The sequence below is a fragment of the Streptomyces sp. NPDC014676 genome, assembly GCF_043084105.1.
In the GTDB taxonomy this organism is placed as follows: Bacteria; Actinomycetota; Actinomycetes; order Streptomycetales; family Streptomycetaceae; genus Streptomyces.
This window is the reverse complement of the sequence record NZ_JBIBZI010000001.1, coordinates 840,360-861,769: the sequence shown is the minus strand read 5'-3', so window position 1 is coordinate 861,769 and position 21,410 is coordinate 840,360. Positions and strand designations below refer to the sequence as shown.

Annotated in this window: 14 protein-coding genes; 6 read left to right on the top strand and 8 right to left on the bottom strand. The window is 70.8% G+C overall.

What is annotated here, in order from left to right:
- The first annotated feature begins 19 nt into the window (after window positions 1-19).
- From ACF1DX_RS04010 to ACF1DX_RS04000, 3 genes are all read left to right on the top strand, one after another.
- The gene (locus ACF1DX_RS04010) at window positions 20-1,285 is read left to right on the top strand and encodes a sensor histidine kinase (protein ID WP_391789653.1); all 1,266 of its coding nucleotides are present in this window, start codon (window positions 20-22) and stop codon (window positions 1,283-1,285) included.
- Entirely contained in the window at window positions 1,270-1,923 is a 654-nt protein-coding gene (locus tag ACF1DX_RS04005; protein WP_391789652.1) for a LuxR C-terminal-related transcriptional regulator, read from the top strand. The genes ACF1DX_RS04010 and ACF1DX_RS04005 overlap by 16 nt, the downstream gene beginning before the upstream one ends.
- Window positions 1,924-2,144: 221 nt before the next feature.
- Window positions 2,145-3,653: a DUF1996 domain-containing protein gene (locus ACF1DX_RS04000; protein ID WP_391789651.1), complete on the top strand. Its 1,509-nt coding sequence runs from the start codon at window positions 2,145-2,147 to the stop codon at window positions 3,651-3,653.
- Between the two features lie 79 nt (window positions 3,654-3,732).
- Here ACF1DX_RS04000 and ACF1DX_RS03995 read toward each other — a convergent pair whose 3' ends face one another.
- Entirely contained in the window at window positions 3,733-4,164 is a 432-nt protein-coding gene (locus ACF1DX_RS03995) for a hypothetical protein (protein WP_391789650.1), read from the bottom strand.
- A gap of 134 nt (window positions 4,165-4,298) precedes the next feature.
- Here ACF1DX_RS03995 and ACF1DX_RS03990 point away from each other — a divergent pair, with 134 nt between their 5' ends.
- On the top strand, window positions 4,299-6,188 hold the full coding sequence (locus ACF1DX_RS03990; RefSeq protein WP_391789649.1) for a hypothetical protein: 1,890 nt from the start codon (window positions 4,299-4,301) through the stop codon (window positions 6,186-6,188).
- Window positions 6,189-6,252: 64 nt separating this feature from the next.
- Window positions 6,253-6,948 (top strand): TetR/AcrR family transcriptional regulator, encoded by a 696-nt coding sequence (locus ACF1DX_RS03985; RefSeq protein WP_391789648.1) that lies wholly within the window; start codon window positions 6,253-6,255, stop codon window positions 6,946-6,948.
- Window positions 6,949-6,955: 7 nt separating this feature from the next.
- Here ACF1DX_RS03985 and ACF1DX_RS03980 read toward each other — a convergent pair whose 3' ends face one another.
- The 7 genes from ACF1DX_RS03980 to ACF1DX_RS03950 all read right to left on the bottom strand — a co-directional run bounded on the left by ACF1DX_RS03980 (window position 6,956) and on the right by ACF1DX_RS03950 (window position 19,667).
- Complete coding sequence (locus tag ACF1DX_RS03980) at window positions 6,956-7,312, bottom strand: 5-carboxymethyl-2-hydroxymuconate Delta-isomerase (RefSeq protein WP_391789647.1); 357 nt, start codon at window positions 7,310-7,312, stop codon at window positions 6,956-6,958.
- A 55-nt stretch (window positions 7,313-7,367) separates the two neighbouring features.
- Complete coding sequence (gene pulA, locus ACF1DX_RS03975) at window positions 7,368-12,779, bottom strand: pullulanase-type alpha-1,6-glucosidase (protein WP_391789646.1); 5,412 nt, start codon at window positions 12,777-12,779, stop codon at window positions 7,368-7,370.
- A 208-nt stretch (window positions 12,780-12,987) separates the two neighbouring features.
- Window positions 12,988-14,361, bottom strand: a complete 1,374-nt coding sequence (locus tag ACF1DX_RS03970) for an alpha-amylase family protein (RefSeq protein WP_391789645.1) — start codon at window positions 14,359-14,361, stop codon at window positions 12,988-12,990.
- A 166-nt stretch (window positions 14,362-14,527) separates the two neighbouring features.
- Window positions 14,528-16,222 (bottom strand): glycoside hydrolase family 13 protein, encoded by a 1,695-nt coding sequence (locus ACF1DX_RS03965; RefSeq protein WP_391789644.1) that lies wholly within the window; start codon window positions 16,220-16,222, stop codon window positions 14,528-14,530.
- Window positions 16,223-16,368: 146 nt separating this feature from the next.
- On the bottom strand, window positions 16,369-17,280 hold the full coding sequence (locus ACF1DX_RS03960) for a sugar ABC transporter permease (RefSeq protein ID WP_391789643.1): 912 nt from the start codon (window positions 17,278-17,280) through the stop codon (window positions 16,369-16,371).
- 13 nt (window positions 17,281-17,293) lie between these two features.
- Window positions 17,294-18,298, bottom strand: coding sequence for a carbohydrate ABC transporter permease (locus ACF1DX_RS03955; RefSeq protein WP_391789642.1), 1,005 nt, complete (start codon window positions 18,296-18,298; stop codon window positions 17,294-17,296).
- A 97-nt stretch (window positions 18,299-18,395) separates the two neighbouring features.
- Window positions 18,396-19,667 carry an extracellular solute-binding protein gene (locus ACF1DX_RS03950; protein ID WP_391789641.1) on the bottom strand — a complete coding sequence of 424 codons (1,272 nt, stop codon included), beginning with the start codon at window positions 19,665-19,667 and terminating at the stop codon, window positions 18,396-18,398.
- A 599-nt stretch (window positions 19,668-20,266) separates the two neighbouring features.
- On the opposite strand from ACF1DX_RS03950, the gene ACF1DX_RS03945 reads away from it, so the two are divergent.
- Window positions 20,267-21,301: a LacI family DNA-binding transcriptional regulator gene (locus tag ACF1DX_RS03945; RefSeq protein ID WP_383347743.1), complete on the top strand. Its 1,035-nt coding sequence runs from the start codon at window positions 20,267-20,269 to the stop codon at window positions 21,299-21,301.
- The last annotated feature ends 109 nt before the right edge of the window (window positions 21,302-21,410 follow it).

Genomic DNA, 21,410 nt, shown 5'->3' with positions numbered 1-21,410 from the left:
GCCCGGCCAGACTTGTGCCATGACCACCGACACGAAGAACGACAGCGGACGGACCAGGGGGCGGGGCATCGCGCTCGCCGCGATACGAGGGCTGGCGCTCGCCCTGGTGGCGCTGCCGGGGGCGGTGCTGTGGTTCGTGCTGTCCGCCGTGTCCATCGCGCTGATCCCCATCGGCGTCGGCATCGTCACCACCCCGTACGTACTGCAAGGGGTGCGGGCGTTCGCGAACTGGCGGCGGGTGCTGGCGGCCGAGTGGGGCGGGGTGCGGATCCCGCCGTCGTACCGGCCGATACCGGAGGACGCCAATCCGTGGGGGCGGACGTTCGGGATGCTGGGTGACCCGGCGACCTGGCGGGACCTGCGGTGGCTGCCGGTCGACATGACCGCCGGTTTCCTCACCGCGCTGCTGCCGTTCGTGCTGCTGGTCTACCCGCTGGAGGGCGTGGCCATCGCGGCCGGACTGTGGCGGGTGCTGCCCGACGGGTACTGGTACGGCTTCGTGCCGGTCTCCGGCCAGACGTCCGCGCTGGGCGCCGGCGTCCTCGCCCTCGCCCTGCTGCTCCTCGCGCACTTCCTCGTCCCGCGCCTGCTGCACGCGCACTTCCTGCTCACGCGGGCCGTCCTCGGCTCGGGCCGGGGCGAGCTGACCGAGCGGGTGCGGGTGCTGACCGAGACCCGGCGGGACGCCGTGGACACCTCCGCCGCCGAACTGCGGCGCATCGAGCGGGATCTGCACGACGGGGCGCAGGCGCGGCTGGTCGCCATGGGCATGGACCTGGGGACGATCGAGGCGCTGATCGAGAAGGACCCGGCGAAGGCGCGTGAGCTGCTGGCGCACGCCCGGCGGTCCTCCGCCGAGGCGCTGACCGAGCTGCGGGAGCTGGTGCGCGGCATCCACCCGCCGGTGCTGGCCGAGCGCGGGCTCGGGGACGCGGTGCGGGCGCTGGCGCTGCGGCTGCCGGTGGCCACCGAGGTGACCGTGGAGCTGCCCGGACGGGCGGAGGCGCCGGTGGAGTCGGCGGCGTACTTCGCGGTGAGCGAGGTGCTCACCAACGCGGTGAAGCACTCCGGGGCGGACCGTGTCTGGGTCGACCTGCACCACGCCGACGGCCATCTGCGGGTGACGGTCACCGACAACGGGCGGGGCGGTGCGGTGATCGGCACCGGTTCGGGACTGACCGGGGTGGAGCGGCGACTGGGTACATTCGACGGCGTCCTGGCCGTCAGCAGCCCCGCCGGCGGTCCCACCATGGTCACCATGGAGATGCCTTGCGCGTTGTCCTAGCCGAAGACCTGTTCCTGCTGCGCGACGGACTCGTCCGGTTGCTCGAAGCGCACGACTTCGAGATCGCGGCGGCCGTGGAGTCCGGGCCCGAGCTGGCACGGGCGCTGGCCGAGCGGGAGCCCGACGTCGCCGTGGTCGACGTACGGCTGCCGCCGACGCACACCGACGAGGGGCTGCAGTGCGCGCTGGAGGCGCGCCGCAGGCGGCCAGGGCTGCCGGTGCTGGTGCTCTCGCAGCATGTGGAGCAGCTCTACGCGCGGGAGTTGCTGGCGGACGGCAGCGGCGGGGTGGGCTACCTGCTGAAGGACCGGGTGTTCGACGCGGAGCAGTTCGTGGACGCGGTACGGCGGGTGGCGCGGGGAGGTACGGCGATGGATCCGCAGGTGATCCAGCAGTTGCTGGCACGGCAGTCGGGGAACGACCGGCCGCTGGCGCGGCTGACGCCCCGCGAGCTGGAGGTGCTGGAGCTGATGGCGCAGGGGCGGACCAACGCGGCGATCGCGGCCAAGCTGGTGGTGACGGAACGGGCGATCGCGAAGCACACCGCGAACATCTTCGCCAAACTGGGTCTTGAGGTCTCGGACGACGACAACCGGCGCGTGCTGGCGGTTCTCGCGTATCTCGACCACGGCCGGTGAAACCGGGCCCGCCGCCCCTTCACTCCGGGTGGACGGTCGACAACTCCCGGTATTCCAGAGCCTGTTGAAACCAGTGTGGCGTACGGACTTCTCACCGATTTCCGTGACGGGTGAACACCCGTGGGGCGGTTCCCGTACTCAAGGGAGCCGCTTCACTCCTGTCGGGCCGCTCGATGCCCCGCAAAGGGATGCCCCCGTAAGGAAGGTCAAGAGGGAGTTCCATGGGACGCAACACAAGAAAACGCCGTATGCCGCTGGCCACCAAAGTGACAGCCGGGGCGGCGGCCCTGGCGCTCGGTGGGGGCGGGCTGGTCTGGGCCAACTTCTATGCCTCGGCGCACGAGGACGGAGGCCACAACCGGACGAAGTCGAGGGGGGCGCAGGTCGCCACGATCAACTGCCCCGACGTCGGCCAGAAGCTGACGAAGGTGCCGAGGAAGGCACGCAGGGGTGTGGCGAAGGAACTGGCGCTGCTGGACCGGCAGATCACGGACGCCTACACGCGTCTCGCGGAGACGCGCCAGGCCCAGGCGGGTGACGCGAGCTACGTCGACAACGCCATCCTCGGACCGTTGAAGTCCAAGCGGACGGCCACCCTGGACCGGATCGGCGTCAACATCAACCGGGCGGGCGGCAAGGCGCCGCGCGACCTGGGCCGGTTCGCCCGGTGCCAGGGCGTTCCGGCCGAGCAGCCGGGGAACGGCGGCGGCCAGGACCAGGACCAGGACCAGGACAACGGTCAGAACCAGGGCGACGGCGGCCAGGACAACGGCCAGGACCAGGGCAACGGCGGTCAGGCCGACAACGGCCCCGTGGCGGACGACTTCATCAGGATCGAGGACGTCCAGCCGAACTCCCGCAACCTGCCGAACGGTCTGGCCGCGAACGGCGACGGCGGTTCGACGGGCAGCTTCACCACCGAGTGCGGCACCAACGAGAACGAGCTCCGCAACTCGGACAACGTGATCGTCGCTCCCGGTGTCAGCAACGGCGCCCAGCACCAGCACGACTACGTCGGCAACCAGGCCAACACCGCCTTCGCGAGCGACGAGGACCTGGCGAACGGCGAGACGACCTGCCAGAACCAGGGCGACCGGTCGACGTACTTCTGGCCGGTCCTGCGGATCCAGGACGGTACGCAGGACATCGACCAGGACCAGCCGGGCGGCGGGCAGGACGGCAACGTCGGCAAGATCGTCGCGCCCACCGACGTGGAGCTGAAGTTCGTCGGCAACCGGACGAGCGACGTCGTCGCCATGCCGACGGCCCTGCGCATCATCACCGGTGACGCGAAGGCCTTCACCAACGGCCTGAACAACGCCAACACCGCCTGGAGCTGCACCGGCTTCGAGGACCGGCAGGTGACGGACAAGTACCCGGTCTGCCCCGAGGGCAGCAGCGTGGTCCGGACGTCCGCCTTCCAGAGCTGCTGGGACGGCCAGAACATCGACAGCGCCAACCACCGCACGCACGTCGACTTCGTCGAGGCGGACGGCACCTGCTCGAACGGCTTCCAGGCCATCCCCCAGCTCCAGGTCCGCCTGGTCTACGACAACATCCCGGCCCCGCGGATCGAGAACGGGCAGGTCGTGAACCCGTTCGCGGTGGACTCCTTCCCGGAGCAGCTGCACAAGCCGATCACCGACCACAACGACTTCATCAACTTCTTCGACGAGGATCTGATGAACCAGATGGTCGAGTGCATCAACAGCGGCCAGGACTGCCAGTAGCGGCGGTCCGGTAACCGGAGAAGGGGCCGGCGGTGGGAGATCCCACCGCCGGCCCCTTCGTGTGCCCGAGGACCGCGGGTCAGCCGTGGTGGCCGCCCTGGTTGTGGCTGCCGCCGGGGTTCATGTGCTCGGACCCTTCCTCCATGGTCCCGCCGAGTGTGCTCCGCAGGGCCGTGACGGTCCGCTCCTCGCCGACGGCCACCCACTTGCGGCCGACGAGGTAGTAGCCGCCGTAGTCCTTGGCGGTGCTGAGCCACTCGGCCTGGCCCCGGTCGGTGGCGAAGGTGGCGAGGACGTACTTCTCGTCGCCCTTCTCGCACAGCGCCTGGCGGATGGTGTCGGCGTCGGTCTGCATGTTCGGGTCGCACTCCGCCTCGGCGGCCAGGTGCTCCAGGCTGCCGGTCGCGGTGGGCGGCACCTCGTCCTCGCCGCCCCCGCCGGATCCGCAGGCGGTCAGCGCCAGTGCCGCCGCCGCACCGGCCAGCGCGAGCATCGGTCGGGTCAGCCTCATGTGTTCCTCCGGTCCCTCACGGGCGACATGCCGCACGGAGCCCCGGCTCGGGGCCCTCGCCCTTCGATACGGCCGCAACGCCCGCGATGCTCAATTCCCGGTGACCATCCCCCGGTCCGCTCGTTCTGCTGGACGTGCAGTCACAGGATGTCGTCCCGCCCTCCCCCGCCTCCTCCGCTGCCGGTCCGGTCGTGGGCGTCGAGCAGGCCGAGGCCGCGCTCGTCGAGCACTATCCGCGGCTCGTCCGGCTCGCCTACCTGGTGCTGCCGTCCGGCAGGGGCCGGAGCAGGCGGGTGCTCACCGCGCACTCCCTGGTCCAGCGGGCACTGCCCCGGGGCCGCACGCCCGCTCCGCCGGTCCCCGCCCAGCGGACCGGCCGCGACGGCGACCCCGGGTACGCGCTGCTCCGCCTCCAGGTGCTGCGTACGGCGCTGGGGCGCGGGGCGCGGCTGCCGTCGCCGCTTCCGCGGGTGTGGGGGCTGAAGCTGTTCCCGCGCTCGGGAGGCGCCGACGAGCTCGCGCTGGAGCAGCGGCTGTCCGAGCTGTCCGGGCCGGCCCGCGCCGCCCACGCCCTGCGCGGCCTGGAGCGGCTCCCGGACGGGGACGTGCGGGAGGTGCTCGCGGCGGCGGGCGTCGCCGACGTGGACGCCGCGCTGGAGGAGGCCGACCGGATCCCCGACCCGTACCGGCTGCTCGACTCCCCCGAGTTCGACCCCTGCGTGCTCCAGGCCCGGCCGACGGATCTGCTGCGCCGCCGCCGGCGTCTGAAGGCCGCGCTGGTCGGCGGGGCGGCGCTGGCGGTGTGCGGGACGCTGCTGGGGCTGCCGGGCGACGGCTGGGGACCGGACGGCGCCGCCGCGCCCCCGTACGCGCGCAACCCGGCCGCGCAGGCCGCGCTGGACCCGGGGAAGCTGACCCGGGTCTCCCCCACCGCGTGGCGGACCTCCGCGCGCACCGACTTCTCCGTGTGGCCGGCGCGCGGCGACCGCACCGGCGACGAGGCCCTGCTGCGCCGCGCCCTCGCCGTCTGGGCCCGGCCCGGGGAGGGCGTGCGGGTGTCGGCGACCCCGGGCACCCCGTCCGGCGGTCCCGCCGGACCGCCCCGGCTGCTGTACGCGGGGACGGTCGACACCGCGCGCGTGGTGGTGCTGTACGACGGTCTGCGCCTGGCCAGGTACGCCGAGCCGGAGGACGGCGCGCGGGGGGCCGTGTTCGACCTCGCCCGCGTCGACGGTGCCGGGCGGGCCGGGTCGAGCGCGGTGGTGCTGAGCCGCGTCGACGGCAACGTCCGTTATCTGCTGGCGCCCTGGGTGCGTGAGGCGGGTGAACAGAACCTGCGCGAGCCCGGCTCGGAGGCGACGGCCCTCGCCTTCACCGACGGCGTGACCTCACCGCTGGCGAGTCCCGCCCTCCGATCGGGGCCGTGCGCCTCCTGGAACGTGCTGCGGCTGACCGACGGCACCGGCACCCGGCTGGTGACCGACCTCGGTGAACTGGTCCCGGCCCACCTCACCGCCGGGCGTCCCGGCGAGACGCGTGAGGCCTCCGGCGCCGGGGCGCTGCGCCTCTGGGCGCCGTACGCCTGCTCGCTGAGCGCGATGCGCTCGGCGGGCGTACGGAGCGTGAACGCGTGGGCGTTCGCCGAGCAGCCGCTGCCCGACCGGAGCGGCGAGGCGGCGTGGGTGTGCACGCGGGCGGAGACCTGGCGGGGCGGTGGGGCGCGGGTGCTGGCGCAGTTCCACACCCCGGGCGCGCGGTTCGGGGCGGTGGCGGCGAAGGCCGAGTCCGCGCCGGCCTGCGGGGAGCGCGAACCGCGGGTGCTGGCCGGGGTGCTGTGGAAGTCCGGATCCGGCACCTGGTACCTGCTCGCCGCCGGCAGTCGCGACCTGGCGTCCGTCAGGGCGACGGGCGGGGTCGAGGGCTCGGCGCGGGGCCGGCTGCTGGCCGTCCGCGCCGAGAGAAGCGCCCGCGCCGAGCTCAAGGGCACGCTCGGGAACGGGCGGTCGGTCGACGGACTGCATTGACCGGACGAACACCACTGTCCGGTCCGGACCGTTCACGGCCGGAATCGATCGGTAAGGTGTTCGTATGACGAGCGGGGTGCGGCGCAGGATGGGAGTCGAGGAGCGGCGGCAGCAGTTGATCGGCGTGGCCCTCGAACTGTTCAGCCGGCGCTCCCCCGACGAGGTCTCCATCGACGAGATAGCGTCACGGGCGGGCATCTCCCGCCCGCTGGTCTACCACTACTTCCCCGGCAAACTCAGCCTGTACGAGGCGGCGTTGAGGCGTGCGGCGGATGATCTGGCGTCCCGGTTCGCGGAGCCGCGGGAGGGCCCGCTGGGGTCGCGGCTGCGGCGGGTGATGGCCCGCTTCTTCGACTTCGTCGACGAGCACGGGCCCGGTTTCGCCGCCCTGATGCGCGGCGGCCCGGCGGTGGGCTCCTCGGCCACGAACGCGCTGATCGACTCCGTACGGCAGGCCGCGTACGAGCAGATGGTGGCGCACATGGGCGTGGTGGGCCCGGCGCCGGTGCGGCTGGAACTGGTCGTACGGTCCTGGATCTCGCTCGTCGAGTCGACGGCGCTGATCTGGCTGGACGGCAGGCGCATCCCGCGCGCCGAGCTGGAGGCGCAGCTGGTGCAGGACTTCGCCGCGCTCGCCGCCGTGGCCGCCGCCCGCGACGAGGAACTGGCCGCGCTCCTCCGTGACCTGCTCAAGAACGAGCCGGGCGACGGGCCGTTCACCGACCTCGCCACCCGGCTGATCTCACTGGCCGCTTCCTAGCGGGCCCCTACTCCTCGAACTTCCGGTACGAGGCGTCGAGGTCGCGCACCTCGGCGGAGGCGTGCAGCATCAGTCCTCCGGCCGGCTTGACGTACTGCCGCAGCAGTTCCAGGACGGTCTCGGTGAGGTGGGCCTTGGTCTCGTCCGTGCGGCCGGGCAGCAGGGCGATGTGGACGTGCACGAGGGCGTGCCCGTCGGTGTCGGGGCCGACCACGACGTCCTCGGTCCGCCGGAACCGGGTCTTGCACGCCGGCTGCCTGGCCGCCGCGATCTCCACCACGGCGGTGTGCAGGTCCCGCGCGAAGGCGGGCCGGTCGAAGCCGTCCGCCAGTCGCTCGGAGTAGTCGACGGTGATCTGCGGCATGAGCCCTCCTGATCCGGGTCGGGAGGGCTCACACTAGCCGCAGCTCCTCAGAGGGTCAGCCGGCGGTGGTGAACACCGCGACCGTGCGCGCCGGGACGGTGAACGTGCCGGACCCCTTCGCGTACGACGAGGTCTTCACGACCGCGTCCCCGCCCGCCGCCTGCACCGGGTGCAGCCGGTAGCCGGTCCCGGCGAGCGCGGCGACGCGCTGCCCCTGCCGCTCCGGTGTGGCGTTGAAGACGACGACCAGGTCACCGAGGGTCATCGTGATCACGCCGGGTGTCTCGTCCTTCCCGGAGAGCGGGAAGGCGAGCCGGGACTGCACCTGGGCGGCCGTGTCGAGGGAGAAGGCCTGCTCCGTCGTACGGATTCTCAGCAGGTCCCGGTATGCGGCCGAGGTGCCCTCGATCTGCGGGCAGCCGACCTCGACCGTGCCGAGCAGGGGCTTGGCGTAGGGCCACTTGGCCTCGTTGTCGGCGGCCGGCGGCAGACCGCGGCCGAAGCCGTTGCCGTCCGCGCAGTTCCAGTGGATGGCGTTGAACCAGTCGCCGCTGTCGTAGGAGTTGCGGTCCAGGGACTTGGAGCGCAGCAGGTCGGTGCCCGCCTGGGAGAGGGCCGGGCCCTGCGAGAGGGTGGCCGTCGCCATGGCGAGGACCTGCATCCGGGCCCGGTCCGCGGCAGGGGTGTCCTTCGGCAGCTTGAAGGCGAGCGCGTCGAACAGCGTCTCGTTGTCGTGCGCGTCCGCGTAGGCGAGGGCGTCGCCGGGGGCGGCCGCGTATCCGGCGGGGGCGCCGTTGTAGTCGACCTGGGAGCCCTTGACCTCCTTGCCGCTGGTGTCGGTGAAGGTGTAGTCGGCGAGGTTGCCGCTCAGGCCCACCTTGATCAGGTCCTGGTGGTGCAGCAGGCGGGCCTTCTGCTCGGCCTCGGTGCCGTTGTCCGCCGCGGAGTTGGGGTCGGTGTAGAGGCCGGAGGCGAAGCCCTGCACGCCGGGGTCCTCGTCGAAGGGGCCGCCGCCGCGCACGGCGTCACGGGCCCGGTCGGAGAAGGTGGCGATGCCGGTGCCGGCCATGTTCTTCTGCGTGGCCTGCATGAAGCGGGCGTCGTCGGCGATCTCGCCGAAGTTCCAGCCCTCGCCGTACAGGATGATCTTCTTGCCGTCGACGCCGTCCTTCGCGGGGGTCAGCTCGTCCAGCGCCTTCCTGACCGCGAGGATGTTGGCCTTCGGGTGGTGGCCCATGAGGTCGAAGCGGAACCCGTCGACCTTGTACTCCTTGGCCCAGGTGACGATCGAGTCGACGACCAGCTTGCCCATCATGGCGTTCTCGGTGGCCGTGTTGGCGCAGCAGGTGCTGTCGGCGACCGAGCCGTCGGCGAGGAGCCGCTGGTAGTAGCCGGGGACGATGCGGTCCAGGACGCTCGTCTCCGCCTGGCCGCTCGCGGCGGTGTGGTTGTAGACCACGTCCATGACGACCCGCAGGCCGTCCTCGTTGAGCGCCTTGACCATCTTCCGGAACTCGACCGTGCGCTCGGTGCCGTCCGGGTCGGTGGCGTAGGAGCCCTCGGGGACCGTGTAGTGGTACGGGTCGTAGCCCCAGTTGTAGGCGTCCTCGGCGGCGGCCTTCGCCACGCACTCCTGCTGCTTGGCGGAGTCGGCCGGGTAGGAGGCGAGGTCGCAGTCGACGGTGGCCTGGTCGGGCTTCTTCTCGGGGATGGTGGCGATGTCGAACGCGGGCAGCAGGTGCACGTACGAGGTGCCGGCCTCGGCCAGCTCGCGCAGGTGCCTGCTGCCGTCGCTGTCCTGGTCGGTGAAGGCGAGGTAGGTGCCGGGGTGCTCCGCGGTGCGGTCCGCGACGGAGAAGTCGCGGATGTGCAGTTCCTGGATCTGGGCGTCCTTGAGCGGTACGGCCTTCGGCTTGTCGTACGTCGACCAGTCGCGCGGCTTCAGGTCCCGGTCGGCCAGGTCGACGACGAGGCTGCGCTCGGAGTCGGTGGTCAGGGCGACCGAGTAGGGGTCGGTGACCACGTTGGTGACGATCTCGCGGGTGCTGGGCGCCCACACCTTCACCCGGTACCGGTACTCCTCGCCCTTCCAGGAGCGCGGGCCGGTGACGGACCAGACGCCGGTGGCGTCGTCGCGGCGCATCCGGACGGTGCGGTCGCCGATCTCCAGGGAGACGTCCTGCGCGGTCGGCGCCCACACGGAGAGGGTGGGGCGGCCGTGGCGGAAGGTCGGGCCGAGCTTCGCCTTCGTGGCGCCGGCGGCGTAGAGGTCGTCCAGGACACCCGCGATCTGCACGCCGGTCGCCGCGAGCACGGCACCGTTGGCGGCGTGCTGGGCGGCGACGACCTGGCCGCGCAGGGCCTCGCGCACCCGGTCCCGGTCACGCGGGTCGACGGACCAGGCGGTGCCGTCCTTCAGGTGCGGGAACTTCGCCTTCTGGGCGTCGGTGAGCGTCGTACTCGTCAGCCGGAGCCAGCGCGCGTCGTCGCTGGTCAGCGCACCGTCCCGCACCTTGACGGAACCGGTTCGGGAGGCGAGGAGCTGGGTGGAGGCGGCGGCCTCCGAACCGTCCCAGACGATGGTGTCCCGGTCGATCCAGACCGCCTTGGAGGTGGTCGGGTCGAGGGCCGCCGCGGAGCCGGCCGGCTGCGGCAGCAGGTACTTCTCCTGGCCGTTCAACAGCCACACCTCGTGGCCGTTCGCCTTGAGGTCCAGCGACTGGTCGGTGGGGAGGTCCTTCTCGTCGCCCTTGTGGAGGATGTAGCTGAGGCTGGTGGCACCCTCGGCGAGCGGCACCTCGAAGACAGCGCCATAGGCATCAGTCTTCACCGGCTCCAGGGGCTTCGACCAGTCGGTGGGGTTCGCGGCACCGGTCCAGGTGTGCAGGCCCCAGCCGTCGTAGTTCCCGTCGGCGCGGTGGTAGTGGAGCACCGCCTTCGTGGTGTCCTGAGCCGGGTACTCGGGCCGCTCGGTGGTGACGGTCTCCTTGCCCTGCTCGATCCAGATCTCGCCGGTCCTGGTGAGGTCGATCGTGCGGTCGGTGGCGACGTCCTTGCCGCCCTCCTTGTCGATGACGAGGAAGCCGAGGTCGGACGCGCCCGGCTTGAGCTTGACGTAGGCGAAGGCGCCGTAGGCGTCGCGGCCTGTGAAGGGGTGGCTGTCCGGCCACTCGGTGGCCTCGCCGTCGGCGAGGTCGCCCCAGGCGTACAGGCCCCAGTCGTCGTAGTCGCCGTCGGCGCGCTTGTAGTGGACGATCGCGTAGTCGCGGGATGCGGCGGTGGGTGGTTCCTCGACGGGCGGGGTGCCGGTGGTGGAGGCGGCCAGGGCGCTCGCGGTACGCCCTGCCGAGTCGATCACGACGGCCTTGTAGCGCAGGGCGGTACCGGCGGGGACGTCCTCGCCGATGGTGTGGGTGACCTTGTAGGGGGCGTGGTCGGCGGAGCCGAGCGTCTGCCACCTGCCGTTGCCGGTCTGGGCGGCGAAGACGACCCGGTTGAGCCGGCCGCCCTCGACGTCGGCGGTGACCTCGACGGTGCCGGTGGCGCCCGCCTCGGGGGTCTTGAGGGTGACCGTGGGCTTCGCGGCGGGCTCGGCGAGCGGGCCGGACGCCTTGAGGACGATCGCCGAGCCGGCCGGGACGGTGACGGTGATCTTCTTGTCGGCGTCGCTGGTGGCGGTGGCGTCGGTGCCGTGGAGGCCCTTGAACGTCATCCGGGCGGAACCGGTCGCGAAGGTGGCCTCCTCGGCCTCGCCGGAGTTGTTGAAGGCGACGACGTACTCGGTGGTGTCCTTGCCCGTGCCGGTGCGGGAGAAGGCGTAGACGCCCGCGCCGTCGGCCGCGTACCGCTCCTGCTGGATGCCGTCGGTCAGGGCGGGGTGGGCCTTGCGGAGCTTCGCGAGAGCACTGATCCGCTGATAGAGCGGTGCTCGCGTGTCGTAGGTGTCCTCGGCGTGGGTGCGGTCGCTGCCGATCAGGTCGTCGTCGAGGTAGTCGGCGGTGCGGGAGGCGAACAGGGTCTGGCGGGCGTCCTTGTCGCCGCCGGCGCCGGTGAAGCCCTGCTCGTCGCCGTAGTAGACGACCGGGTTGCCGCGGCTGAGGAACATCAGCTCGTTGGCGAGCATGTCCTTCTTCAGCAGCTCCGCCTCGGACGCCTCCGGGTCGTCCTGCTTCAGGAACGTCCCGAAGCGGCCCATGTCGTGGTTGCCGAGGAAGGTGACCTGCTCGTAGGCGTTGGCCCGGGCGGAGCTGTACTTGTAGTCGTCACCGAAGACCGAGGCCAGCTTCTTCGCGCTGCCGCCCTGCGAGGCGTACTGCCGCGCCGCCTCCTGGAACGGGAAGTCGAGCGTGGCGTCCAGGCGGCCCCGGGTGACGTACGGGGCGGTGACGTCCGTGTCGGCGGAGTACACCTCGCCGAACATGAAGAAGTCGTCGCGGCCCTTCTTGGCCGCGTAGGCGTCCAGGGCGGTGGCCCACTGGGTCCAGAACTCCATGTTGACGTGCTTCACGGTGTCGATCCGGAAGCCGTCGATGTCGAAGTCCCTGACCCACCGCTGGTAGATCTTCTCCATGCCGTCGACGACCTCGGGACGCTCGGTCCACAGGTCGTCGAGGCCGGAGAAGTCGCCGTACTCGGCGGACTCTCCGGCGAAGGTGGAGTCGCCCCGGTTGTGGTACATGTCCGGGTCGTTGAGCCAGGACGGGACCTTGAGGTCCTTCTTCGCCTCGGGCACCACCGGGGTGCGCGGGAAGGAGCCTTCGTCGACGCGCGGGAACCCGCGGGAGCCGTCGGCGTAGTCGGCGTCGTCGAAGGGCTCGCCGTCCTTCGTCAGGTACGGGAAGGCGCCCTTGGAGAGGTAGCCGTAGGACTTCTCCTCGTAGTCGACGACGTCGGCGGTGTGGTTGGTGATGACGTCGAAGAAGACCTTCATGCCCTTGTCGTGGGCCGCGTCGATGAGGGTCTCGAGGTCGTCGTTGGTGCCGAAGTGCGGGTCGACCTGGGTGAAGTCGGTGATCCAGTAACCGTGGTAGCCGGCGGAGGCGTTCTCCCCCGTCCCCTGCACGGGCTGGTTCTTGAAGATGGGCGCCATCCAGATGGCGGTGGTGCCGAGCCCCTTGATGTAGTCGAGCCTCTTCGTCAGGCCCTTGAGGTCGCCGCCCTGGTAGAAGCCCTTGTCGGTGGGGTCGTACCCGGTGGTGAGGCGGGAACCGGTCAGTCCGCCGCGGTCGTTCTTCGCGTCCCCGTTGGCGAAACGGTCCGGCAGGACGAAGTAGAACTGCTCGCGGGTCAGGTCGTGCCGCGCGGGCGACGTGGCGAGCTTCGCGTCCGAGGGCGGTGCGGGCGGGGTCGCGGCGCCGGCGGTGACCGGCTGCACCAGGGCGGCGGCGAGCGCGGCCACGGTGACGGCGGCGATACGTCCGCCGCGCGCGGTGCGGCGCCCCGGGGGCGCGGGCCATCTGGGTATCAAGGCGAGAACTCCTTGCGCTTACGGCTCGATTCGGGTCCGACCCCGCACGCCGCGGCACGGCCTGTTTCGGCCACGTCACCGGAGCGTCGGCGTGACCGTATCGCCGTTGAAAGCTTTACAGCAAGGGTTGTGAAAGTAACGGTAAGGACTTGCACGCGGACGCGGGCCGCGCCGCCGCCCCGTGAACGGCGGCGCGGCCCGCGCGCCTTCAGCAGGACGACTTGCCGGCGTACACCGCGAGGGCCGTGTGGGAGCCCAGGGTGGCGGTGAGCTGTCCGGAACCGTTCACGGTGACCGTGGTGTTGTTCTGGACGTCGCAGTACGTCCCCGCGGCCAGGGAGGTCTGGTAGGTGCGGGTCAGGGAGCCGGACTCGTGGTTGACGGCCACGAAGCCCTTGCTTCCGCGTCCGAAGGCGATGGCGTCGCCGCCGTTGTCCCACCAGTTGGTGACCGACTGACCCCGGGTGGCGTTGCGGAAGGCGACCATGGACCTGATCTCCGGCCAGTTGTGCTGGCACTTCCAGCCGCTCTGCCAGCAGGCGTCGACCCGGCCGCCGTTGGGCGGTCCGGCGTCGTGGTCGGAGAACTCGTACCCGGAGTTGACGTCCGGGGCGCCGTAGGGCCAGGCCAGCATGAAGACGTTGGCCAGGGTGTAGGTGGCGCCGTCCTTGTAGTTGAGGGTGGAGCCGTTGCGCTCGGTGTCGTGGTTGTCGACGAAGACGCCGGAGACGGAGCTGTTCATGTAGCCCCAGCCCTCGCCGTAGTTCTTCAGGTAGGCGAGGTTCTCGCTGTTGAAGACCCGCTTGAGGTCGTAGGCGTACCGGAACTCCTGGACGTCCCCGTTGCCGGTGTACTCGGTGGGCTGGACGGCCTCGCCGGCGCCGTGGATGACCTCCTGCTTCCAGTACACGGAAGGGTTGCTCAGCCGGGACTTGATGTCGGCCAGGTCGGCGGCCGGCATGTGCTTGGCGGCGTCGATGCGGAAGCCGTCGACGCCCAGCGACAGCAGGTCGTTCATGTACCGGGCGATGGCGCCGCGGACGTACTCCTCACCGGTGTCGAGGTCGGCGAGGCCGACCAGCTCGCAGTTCTGGACGTTCCCGCGGTCGCCGTAGTTGCTGATCTGCGCGGTGCAGTCGTCGAAGTCGTACGAGGAGTACAACCCGGGGTAGTTGTACTTCGTGTACGACGAACCGCCGGTGCCGGTGCCGCTGCCCGCGGACATGTGGTTGATGACCGTGTCGGCGACGACCTTCACGCCGGCCGCGTGACACGTGTCGACCATGTTCTTGAACGCGGTGCGGTCACCGAGCCGCCCGGCGATCCTGTAGCTCACCGGCTGGTACGACGTCCACCACTGCGCGCCCTGTATGTGCTCGGCGGGCGGGGAGACCTGGACGTATCCGTACCCGGCGGGGCCGAGGGTGGTGGTGCACTCCCGGGCGACCGAGGCGAAGTTCCACTCGAAGAGGACGGCGGTGACGTCCTTGCCGCCGGGCGGGGAGGCCTGCGCCCCGGTCGGGGTCATGACAACCGTGGCTGCCGCGAGCGCGGCGGCCGCGGCGAGGGTTCTGCGTGCCATGTGGGGTTACCTTCTTCATCGAAGGGTGTGGGGATACCGCTCAAGCAGGCTGAATCTTCTTGCAGAAATCTTCAGCAACCTTGCGGCAACGCAGATGTTAGAGGCCCGCCACCCGAAAGGGCAGCGGGCCGTACCGACTTGAACGAAAAAAGTTGCGAGCCGGACCTCAGCCCGTGGTCCACCACACGGTGGTGTCGGCGGGCACCTTCGCCTCGCCGGCCGTCTCGTCCACCTCACCGCTGGCGAGCAGGACACGGCCGTACGACGGAGTGGTCACCGACTCCCCCGTGGTGTTGGCGACGCACACGAAGTCGCCGCGCCGGAAGGCGAGGACTCCCTCGGGGGCACGCAGCCACTCCACCGCGTCACCGGCGCCCAGGTCGGCCCGGTCCCGTCGCACGGCGAGCGCGGAGCGGTACAGCTCCAGGGTCGAGCCGGGGTCACCGGTCTGCGCCTCGACGCTCAGCTCGCCCCACTCCGCCGGCTGCGGCAGCCAGCTCCCGCCGTCGCCGAAGCCGTACGAGGAACCGGTGCGCGTCCACGGGATCGGGACGCGGCAGCCGTCGCGGAAGCCGTCCTGGCCCGCCCCCCGGAAGTACGCCGGGTCCTGGCGCACCTCGTCCGGCAGGTCCACGACGTCCGGCAGGCCGAGCTCCTCGCCCTGGTAGACGTAGGCCGAACCGGGCAGCGCCAGCATCAGCAGGGTCGCCGCGCGTGCCCGGCGCAGGCCCAGCTCACGGTCGCCGGCCAGGCGGATCTGGGTGCCGAGGCCCGCCGGGTTGGCGAAGCGGGTGGCGTGCCGGGTGACGTCGTGGTTGGACAGCACCCAGGTGGCGGGGGCGCCGACCGGGCGCATGGCGTCCAGGGTGCGGTCGATGACCTCGCGCAATTCCGACGCGTCCCAGTGGGTGCCCAGGTACTGGAAGTTGAACGCCTGGTGCAGTTCGTCGGGGCGGACGTAGTTGGCGGTGCGCTCGACGGTCGGGGTCCAGGCCTCGGCGACGAAAATGCGCTCGCCGCTGTACTCGTCGAGGATGAGCCGCCACTGGCGGTAGATGTCGTGGACGCCGTCCTGGTCGAAGAACGGCATGACATCGTTGCCCAGCAGCTTGAGCTGCTCATGGGATCCAAGGTCGGGAAGCCCTTCCGCCTTCACCATGCCGTGGGCGACGTCGATGCGGAAGCCGTCCACGCCCATGTCGAGCCAGAAGCGGAGGATGGAGCGGAACTCGTCGCCGACGGCCGGGTGCTCCCAGTTGAAGTCGGGCTGCTCGGGAGCGAACAGGTGCAGGTACCACTCGCCGGGCGTGCCGTCGGGCTCGGTGACGCGGGTCCAGGCGGGGCCGCCGAAGATCGACTCCCAGTCGTTGGGCGGCAGCTCGCCGTTCGCGCCCTTGCCGGGGCGGAAGTGGTAGCGGTCGCGGGAGGGTGAGCCGGGGCCCTCGGCGAGGGCGCGCTTGAACCATTCGTGCTGGTCGGAAGAGTGGTTCGGGACCAGGTCGACGATGATCCTGAGGCCGAGGCCGTGGGCGTCCCGGATCAGCGCGTCCGCGTCGAGCAGGGTGCCGAACATGGGGTCGACGGCGCGGTAGTCGGCGACGTCGTAGCCGGCGTCGGCCTGCGGGGAGGCGTAGAAGGGGCTGAGCCACACGGCGTCCACGCCGAGGTCGCGCAGGTACGGCAGGCGGGAGCGGATGCCTTCCAGGTCGCCCATGCCGTCGCCGTTGCTGTCGGCGAAGCTGCGCGGGTACACCTGGTAGATCACCGCGTCCCGCCACCAGTCGCGGCGCCGTGCGACGGTGGCGACGGCCGAGTCGGTCGTGGGGGTCGGGGCCGGGGCGGCGGAGTGCTGCTGGCTCATGTCGTCCTTGATGCGAGTTCGGTCGGGAAGGCGAGTGGGGTGCGGCGGGGAGACGAGGCGGCCGCGGGGGTCGGCGGGGTCGGATGGACACCCGCGGCCGCCTACCCGCGCACGTCAGGCGCGCGGGAGTCGTTCCACGGAGGGGGTCAGCCCTTCGTGCCGCCGGCGGTGAGGCCGGCCACCAGGTTCCTCTGCACGAGGTAGAAGAACGCGGAGACCGGTATCGCGATCAGGACCGCGGTGGCGGCCATGAGGTTGCGCTGTGCGTCGTGCTCGCTGACGAAGCTCTGCAGACCGACGGCGAGGGTGTACTTCTCGTCGTCGAGCATGAACGTCGTGGCGAAGGCGACCTCGCCGAACGCGGTGATGAAGCTGTAGAACGCGGCGACCGCCAGCCCCGGCTTGGAGAGCGGCAGGATCAGCCGTGCGAACGTGCCGAAGGGGGTCAGCCCGTCGACGCGTCCAGCCTCGTCGATCTCGAACGGGATGGTGTCGAAATAGCCTTTCATCAGCCAGGCGCAGTACGGCACCGCCGTCGAGCAGTAGACGAGGACGAGTCCAAGGTAGCTGTCGACGAGCTGCAGGTCCGAGAGGATCTGGTACATCGGGACCATCAGGACGGCCACCGGGAACATCTGGGTGAGCAGCAGCACCCACATGAACTTCCGGTAGCCCGGGAAGCGCATGCGGGAGACCGCGTAGCCGGTGGTGGCGGCGACCAGGACGCCGATGACCGTGGTGCCGAGCGAGACGATCAGCGAGCTCTTCAGCCAGTCGAAGAAGTTCGTGTGCTGCAGGACGAACGTGTAGTTGTCGAGCGTCATCTTGCCCCAGATGCCGCCGGGGCGCAGATAGTCGTCCTTGTCGGGACCGAGGGAGAGGAAGACCAGCCAGGCGACCGGGAACAGGGCGATCAGGCTCGCCACGGTCAGCACGCCGTGCGTGGTGAGGCGCGCCAGGGGGCCGCTCTCGCCGCGCCGGCGGGACGGGCGGGGCGGGGTGGTGTCGTCGGCAGGCCGGTCCGCCGGAGCAGTGGGGGTGACGGTGGATGTGCTCATGGGGACTCCTGCCTCAGATCGCGAGCTGCTGCTCATTGCGGTTCAGCCAGCGGCGGTAGAAGGAGGTGAAGACGACGAGGATGGCCAGCAGCAGCATGCCGTAGGCCGCGGACTCGGCGAATTCGCGCGGCTGCTGTCCGAAGCCGAGCTGGTAGGCCCAGGTCACGAGGATCTGTGCCTCCGGGGCGGTGTTGCCGAACAGCAGGAAGATGACGGCGAACTGGTTGAAGGTCCAGATGACGCCGAGCAGGACCACGGTGGAGCTGACCGAGCGCAGGCCGGGCAGGGTGACGTGGCGGAACCGCTGCCAGGCGTTGGCGCCGTCCATCTCGGCCGCCTCGTACAGGCTGGCGTCGATGGACTGCAGTCCGCCGAGCAGGGAGACCATCATGAACGGCACGCCGCACCAGGTGTTCACCATGATCGCGGCGAACCGCTGCCAGAAGGTGTCCTCCAGCCACGCGGGCGAGGGCAGGCCGAGGGAGTCCAGGGCGGTGTTGACGATGCCGGCGTCGGCGAGCATGAAGCGCCAGCCGAAGACGGTGACGAAGGTCGGCACGGCCCACGGCAGGATGAGGACCAGCCGGTAGAGGGTGCGGCCGCGCAGCTTCTGGTTGAGCAGCAGGGCCAGGCCCAGGCCGATGCCGTAGTGCAGGCCGACGCAGGCCGCCGTCCACACGATCGTCCAGAGGAACTTGGACCAGAAGCGGTCGTAGGCCGTCTCGCCCCACAGGATGTCGGCGTAGTTGTCGATGCCGATGAACTCGTAGGTGGCCTCGATCTCGTTGACGCCGATGGTGCGGGCCGAGTTCAGGCTGTCCGCGTCGGTGAGGGTGAGGTAGAGGCCGTACCCCAGGGGATACAGCACGATGACGCCGAGCACGAGGGCCACCGGCGCGATCATGGCGTAGGCGTACCAGTGCTTCTGGAAACTGCGCTTCAGGCGGCTGACCGGCCCGGGGCGGGGCGCGCGGTCACCGCGGCGCTTGCCGGTCGCGCGGTCGATGGCGACTGTCATGGTTCGGCACCTTCTGGATGATCAAGGGGTACGGCACACAGGCCGGCGGCCGCCGGACCCTACCCGGCGGGAAGCGGGTCCGGCGGCCACGCGGGCGTTACTTGCTGAAGTCCGGCACCAGCTTGGCGATCGCGGTCTCCGCGTCACCGAGGCCCTTGTCCAGGGACTCCTTGCCGCTCGCGATCTGCGGGAGCTCGTCGTCCAGCGGACCCCACAGCGAGCTGTACTCGGGCAGGGCCGGGCGCGGCTGCGCGGCGGAGAGGACCGTCTGGTAGCCGGCGATGCCCGGGTCGGCCTTGACCTGGTCGGTGTAGGCGTCGTCGCGCGTGGGCAGCGTGGAGTTCTTCAGCGCGATGGTCTCCTGCGCCTTGGCCGAGGTCATGAAGTTCACGAACTTCAGCGCGGCCTCCTGCTTGTCCTTGCTGGAGCCGGCGTAGACGGAGAGGTTGTGGCCGCCGGTCGGGGCGCCGGCCTTGCCGGTGGAGCCGGCCGGGACGGTGGCGATGCCGAGGTTGTTCTTGTCCTTGAAGGCGGAGCCCTTGTAGAAGTTGGTGATCTCCCACGGGCCCTGGATGATCGAGGCGACCTTGCCGTTGACGAACGCGTCCTGGATGTGGGCGTAGGCGTCGGCGGTCACGTCGGCCTTGTGCAGGCCCTTGCCGTCGAAGAGGTCCAGCCAGGTGCCGTACGCCTTCTCGGCCTCGGCCGACTTCACGGTGACCTTCTTGGCGTCGGCGTCGACCATGTCGGTGCCCTCGCCGTACAGGAACGGCTGGGCGTAGTAGCCCGCGGTGGAGCCCCAGTAGCCGTCGACGCCGGTCTTGTCCTTGACGGTGGCGGCGGCCTTCTTCAGGTCGTCCCAGGTCTTGGGGGCCTCGACGCCGGCCTTCTCGAAGATCTCCTTGTTGTAGACGAAGGCGAGGGTGTCCGTGGTGAAGGGGACGCCGTAGGTCTTGCCCTCGTACTTGGCCTGCTCGATCAGGTTGGGCTTGAACTTGTCCTGCTCGGCGAGGGCCTCGGTGCCGTCCAGCGGCAGGAAGAAGCCCTTCTTGGCGAAGGCGGGGGTCCAGCCGACCTCGGAGCGCAGCACGTCGGGGGCGCCCTTGGAACCGGCGGCGGTGTCGAACTTGTTCTGCGCCTGGTCGAAGGGGACGTTGACGAACTCGACCTTGATGTCCTTGTTGGCGGCCTCGAACTCCTTGACCAGGGCCTGGTAGGTCGGCGCCTCGTTGGTCGCGTTGGAGGTGTCCCACCAGGTGATGGTGACCGGGCCGCCGGCCGAGTCGCCGCTGTCGCTGTCTCCGCCGCAGGCCGTCGCCGCGAGGGCGAGGGACGCCACCAGCGCGGTGGCCGCTATGCCACGCCGCATGAGGTTCTCCTTGAGGGTTAAAGCCCGTGTGGTGGGCCCTGTCGTCACATTCGCGTCGTCCGCCCGAAGGGCGGGCCTCGCGGCGTCCGGTGCGTGCGATCGCAAGGCGCCGGAGCGCCCTCGTGGCGGAGCCACGTGGGCGTTTCGGCAACGCGGCGAGCGTGCGTGCCAGGCGTCGCGAGGCAGACGGGAATGTGACGACAGGGCCCGCAGGTGCGGCCCCGTCTGCCGTCCTGCGAACTTGCCGACCGCGCCGTTGCCGCCGCCGGGCGACGTGAACGTAACAGCGCCGGAACTTTTCCGAAAGACCTTGCAGAAAAGTTTTGCAAGCGACGCCGGGAGTTATGCCGCCGTGACCTGTCCCCGACCGCCCGGCACCCCGGGTTTCCGCCCGTACGACAGGGGTTCGGACGGTTGTGCAAGACTCTGCAAGCACTTGCCATCCGTTGCCGCCGGGGGAATCATCCCTTGCGGAGCGGACGCCGACCACGACTTGAGGGACCGCGATGACCCAGCAGCCCGCAGCGGGCCGTTCGACGGCACGCACCAGGCGTCCGATCGGTGTGCAAGGGGAGAACCGGCAGCTACAGTCCAGTCCTGTGACCACACGCCTTGCCGACATCGCTGCTCAGGCGGGGGTGAGCGAGGCGACCGTCAGCCGCGTCCTCAACGGCAAGCCGGGCGTCGCCGCCACCACCCGCCAGTCCGTGCTCGCCGCCCTCGACGTCCTCGGCTACGAGCGCCCGGTGCGGCTGCGGCAGCGCAGCGAGGGCCTGGTCGGTCTGATCACCCCGGAGCTGGAGAACCCGATCTTCCCGGCGCTGGCCCAGGTCATCGGGCAGGCGCTGACCCGGCAGGGCTACACGCCGGTGCTCGCCACCCAGACGCCGGGCGGGTCGACGGAGGACGAGCTCACCGAGATGCTCGTGGACCGCGGGGTGGCCGGCATCATCTACGTCTCCGGACTGCACGCGGACACCACCGCCGACACCCAGCGCTACGAGCGGCTGCGGGCGCAGGGCGTGCCGTTCGTGCTCGTGGACGGTTTCTCGCCGAAGGTGCAGGCGCCGTTCATCTCCCCCGACGACCGGGCCGCGATGGCGCTCGCCGTCACCCACCTGGTCTCCCTCGGCCACACCCGGATCGGGCTGGCGCTCGGGCCGAAGCGGTTCGTGCCGGTGCAGCGCAAGATCGAGGGCTTCGTGCGCACCGTGCAGGAGCAGCTCGGGCTGAGCGCCGAGACGGTCGAGACCGAGCTGGTCCAGCACTCGCTGTACACGCTGGAGGGCGGCCAGGCCGCCGCCACCGCGCTGATGGACCGCGACTGCACGGCGGTGGTGTGCGCGAGCGACATGATGGCGCTGGGCGCGATACGGGCGGCCCGGCAGCGCGGTCTGGACGTGCCGAAGGACATCTCGGTGGTCGGCTTCGACGACTCCCCGCTGATCGCCTTCACCGACCCGCCGCTGACCACGGTCCGCAAGCCGGTCCCGGCGATGGGCCAGGCCGCGGTGCGCACGCTGCTGGAGGAGATCGGCGGGACGCCCGCGCCGCACAGCGAGTTCGTGTTCATGCCGGAACTGGTGGTGCGCGGTTCGACCGCTTCGGCCCCTGGGGACCGCAATCGTCCCTAGGGTGGAGAGGAGGGCCCTCGGCGCACTGCCACAGGAGGAAGGGGCGGGCCTGCCCCCGGGGGAGAACGTGCGGGTCGGGCCCGACCGGGGGATGATCTGGCGGGAGGGT

Coding starts and splice junctions, on each gene's coding strand:
- ACF1DX_RS04010 (WP_391789653.1), top strand. CDS start 20: ATGACCACCGACACGAAGAACGACAGCGGACGGACCAGGGGGCGGGGC.
- ACF1DX_RS04000 (WP_391789651.1), top strand. CDS start 2,145: ATGGGACGCAACACAAGAAAACGCCGTATGCCGCTGGCCACCAAAGTG.
- ACF1DX_RS03995 (WP_391789650.1), bottom strand. CDS start 4,164: ATGAGGCTGACCCGACCGATGCTCGCGCTGGCCGGTGCGGCGGCGGCA.
- ACF1DX_RS03985 (WP_391789648.1), top strand. CDS start 6,253: ATGACGAGCGGGGTGCGGCGCAGGATGGGAGTCGAGGAGCGGCGGCAG.
- ACF1DX_RS03980 (WP_391789647.1), bottom strand. CDS start 7,312: ATGCCGCAGATCACCGTCGACTACTCCGAGCGACTGGCGGACGGCTTC.
- ACF1DX_RS03970 (WP_391789645.1), bottom strand. CDS start 14,361: ATGGCACGCAGAACCCTCGCCGCGGCCGCCGCGCTCGCGGCAGCCACG.
- ACF1DX_RS03965 (WP_391789644.1), bottom strand. CDS start 16,222: ATGAGCCAGCAGCACTCCGCCGCCCCGGCCCCGACCCCCACGACCGAC.
- ACF1DX_RS03960 (WP_391789643.1), bottom strand. CDS start 17,280: ATGAGCACATCCACCGTCACCCCCACTGCTCCGGCGGACCGGCCTGCC.
- ACF1DX_RS03955 (WP_391789642.1), bottom strand. CDS start 18,298: ATGACAGTCGCCATCGACCGCGCGACCGGCAAGCGCCGCGGTGACCGC.
- ACF1DX_RS03950 (WP_391789641.1), bottom strand. CDS start 19,667: ATGCGGCGTGGCATAGCGGCCACCGCGCTGGTGGCGTCCCTCGCCCTC.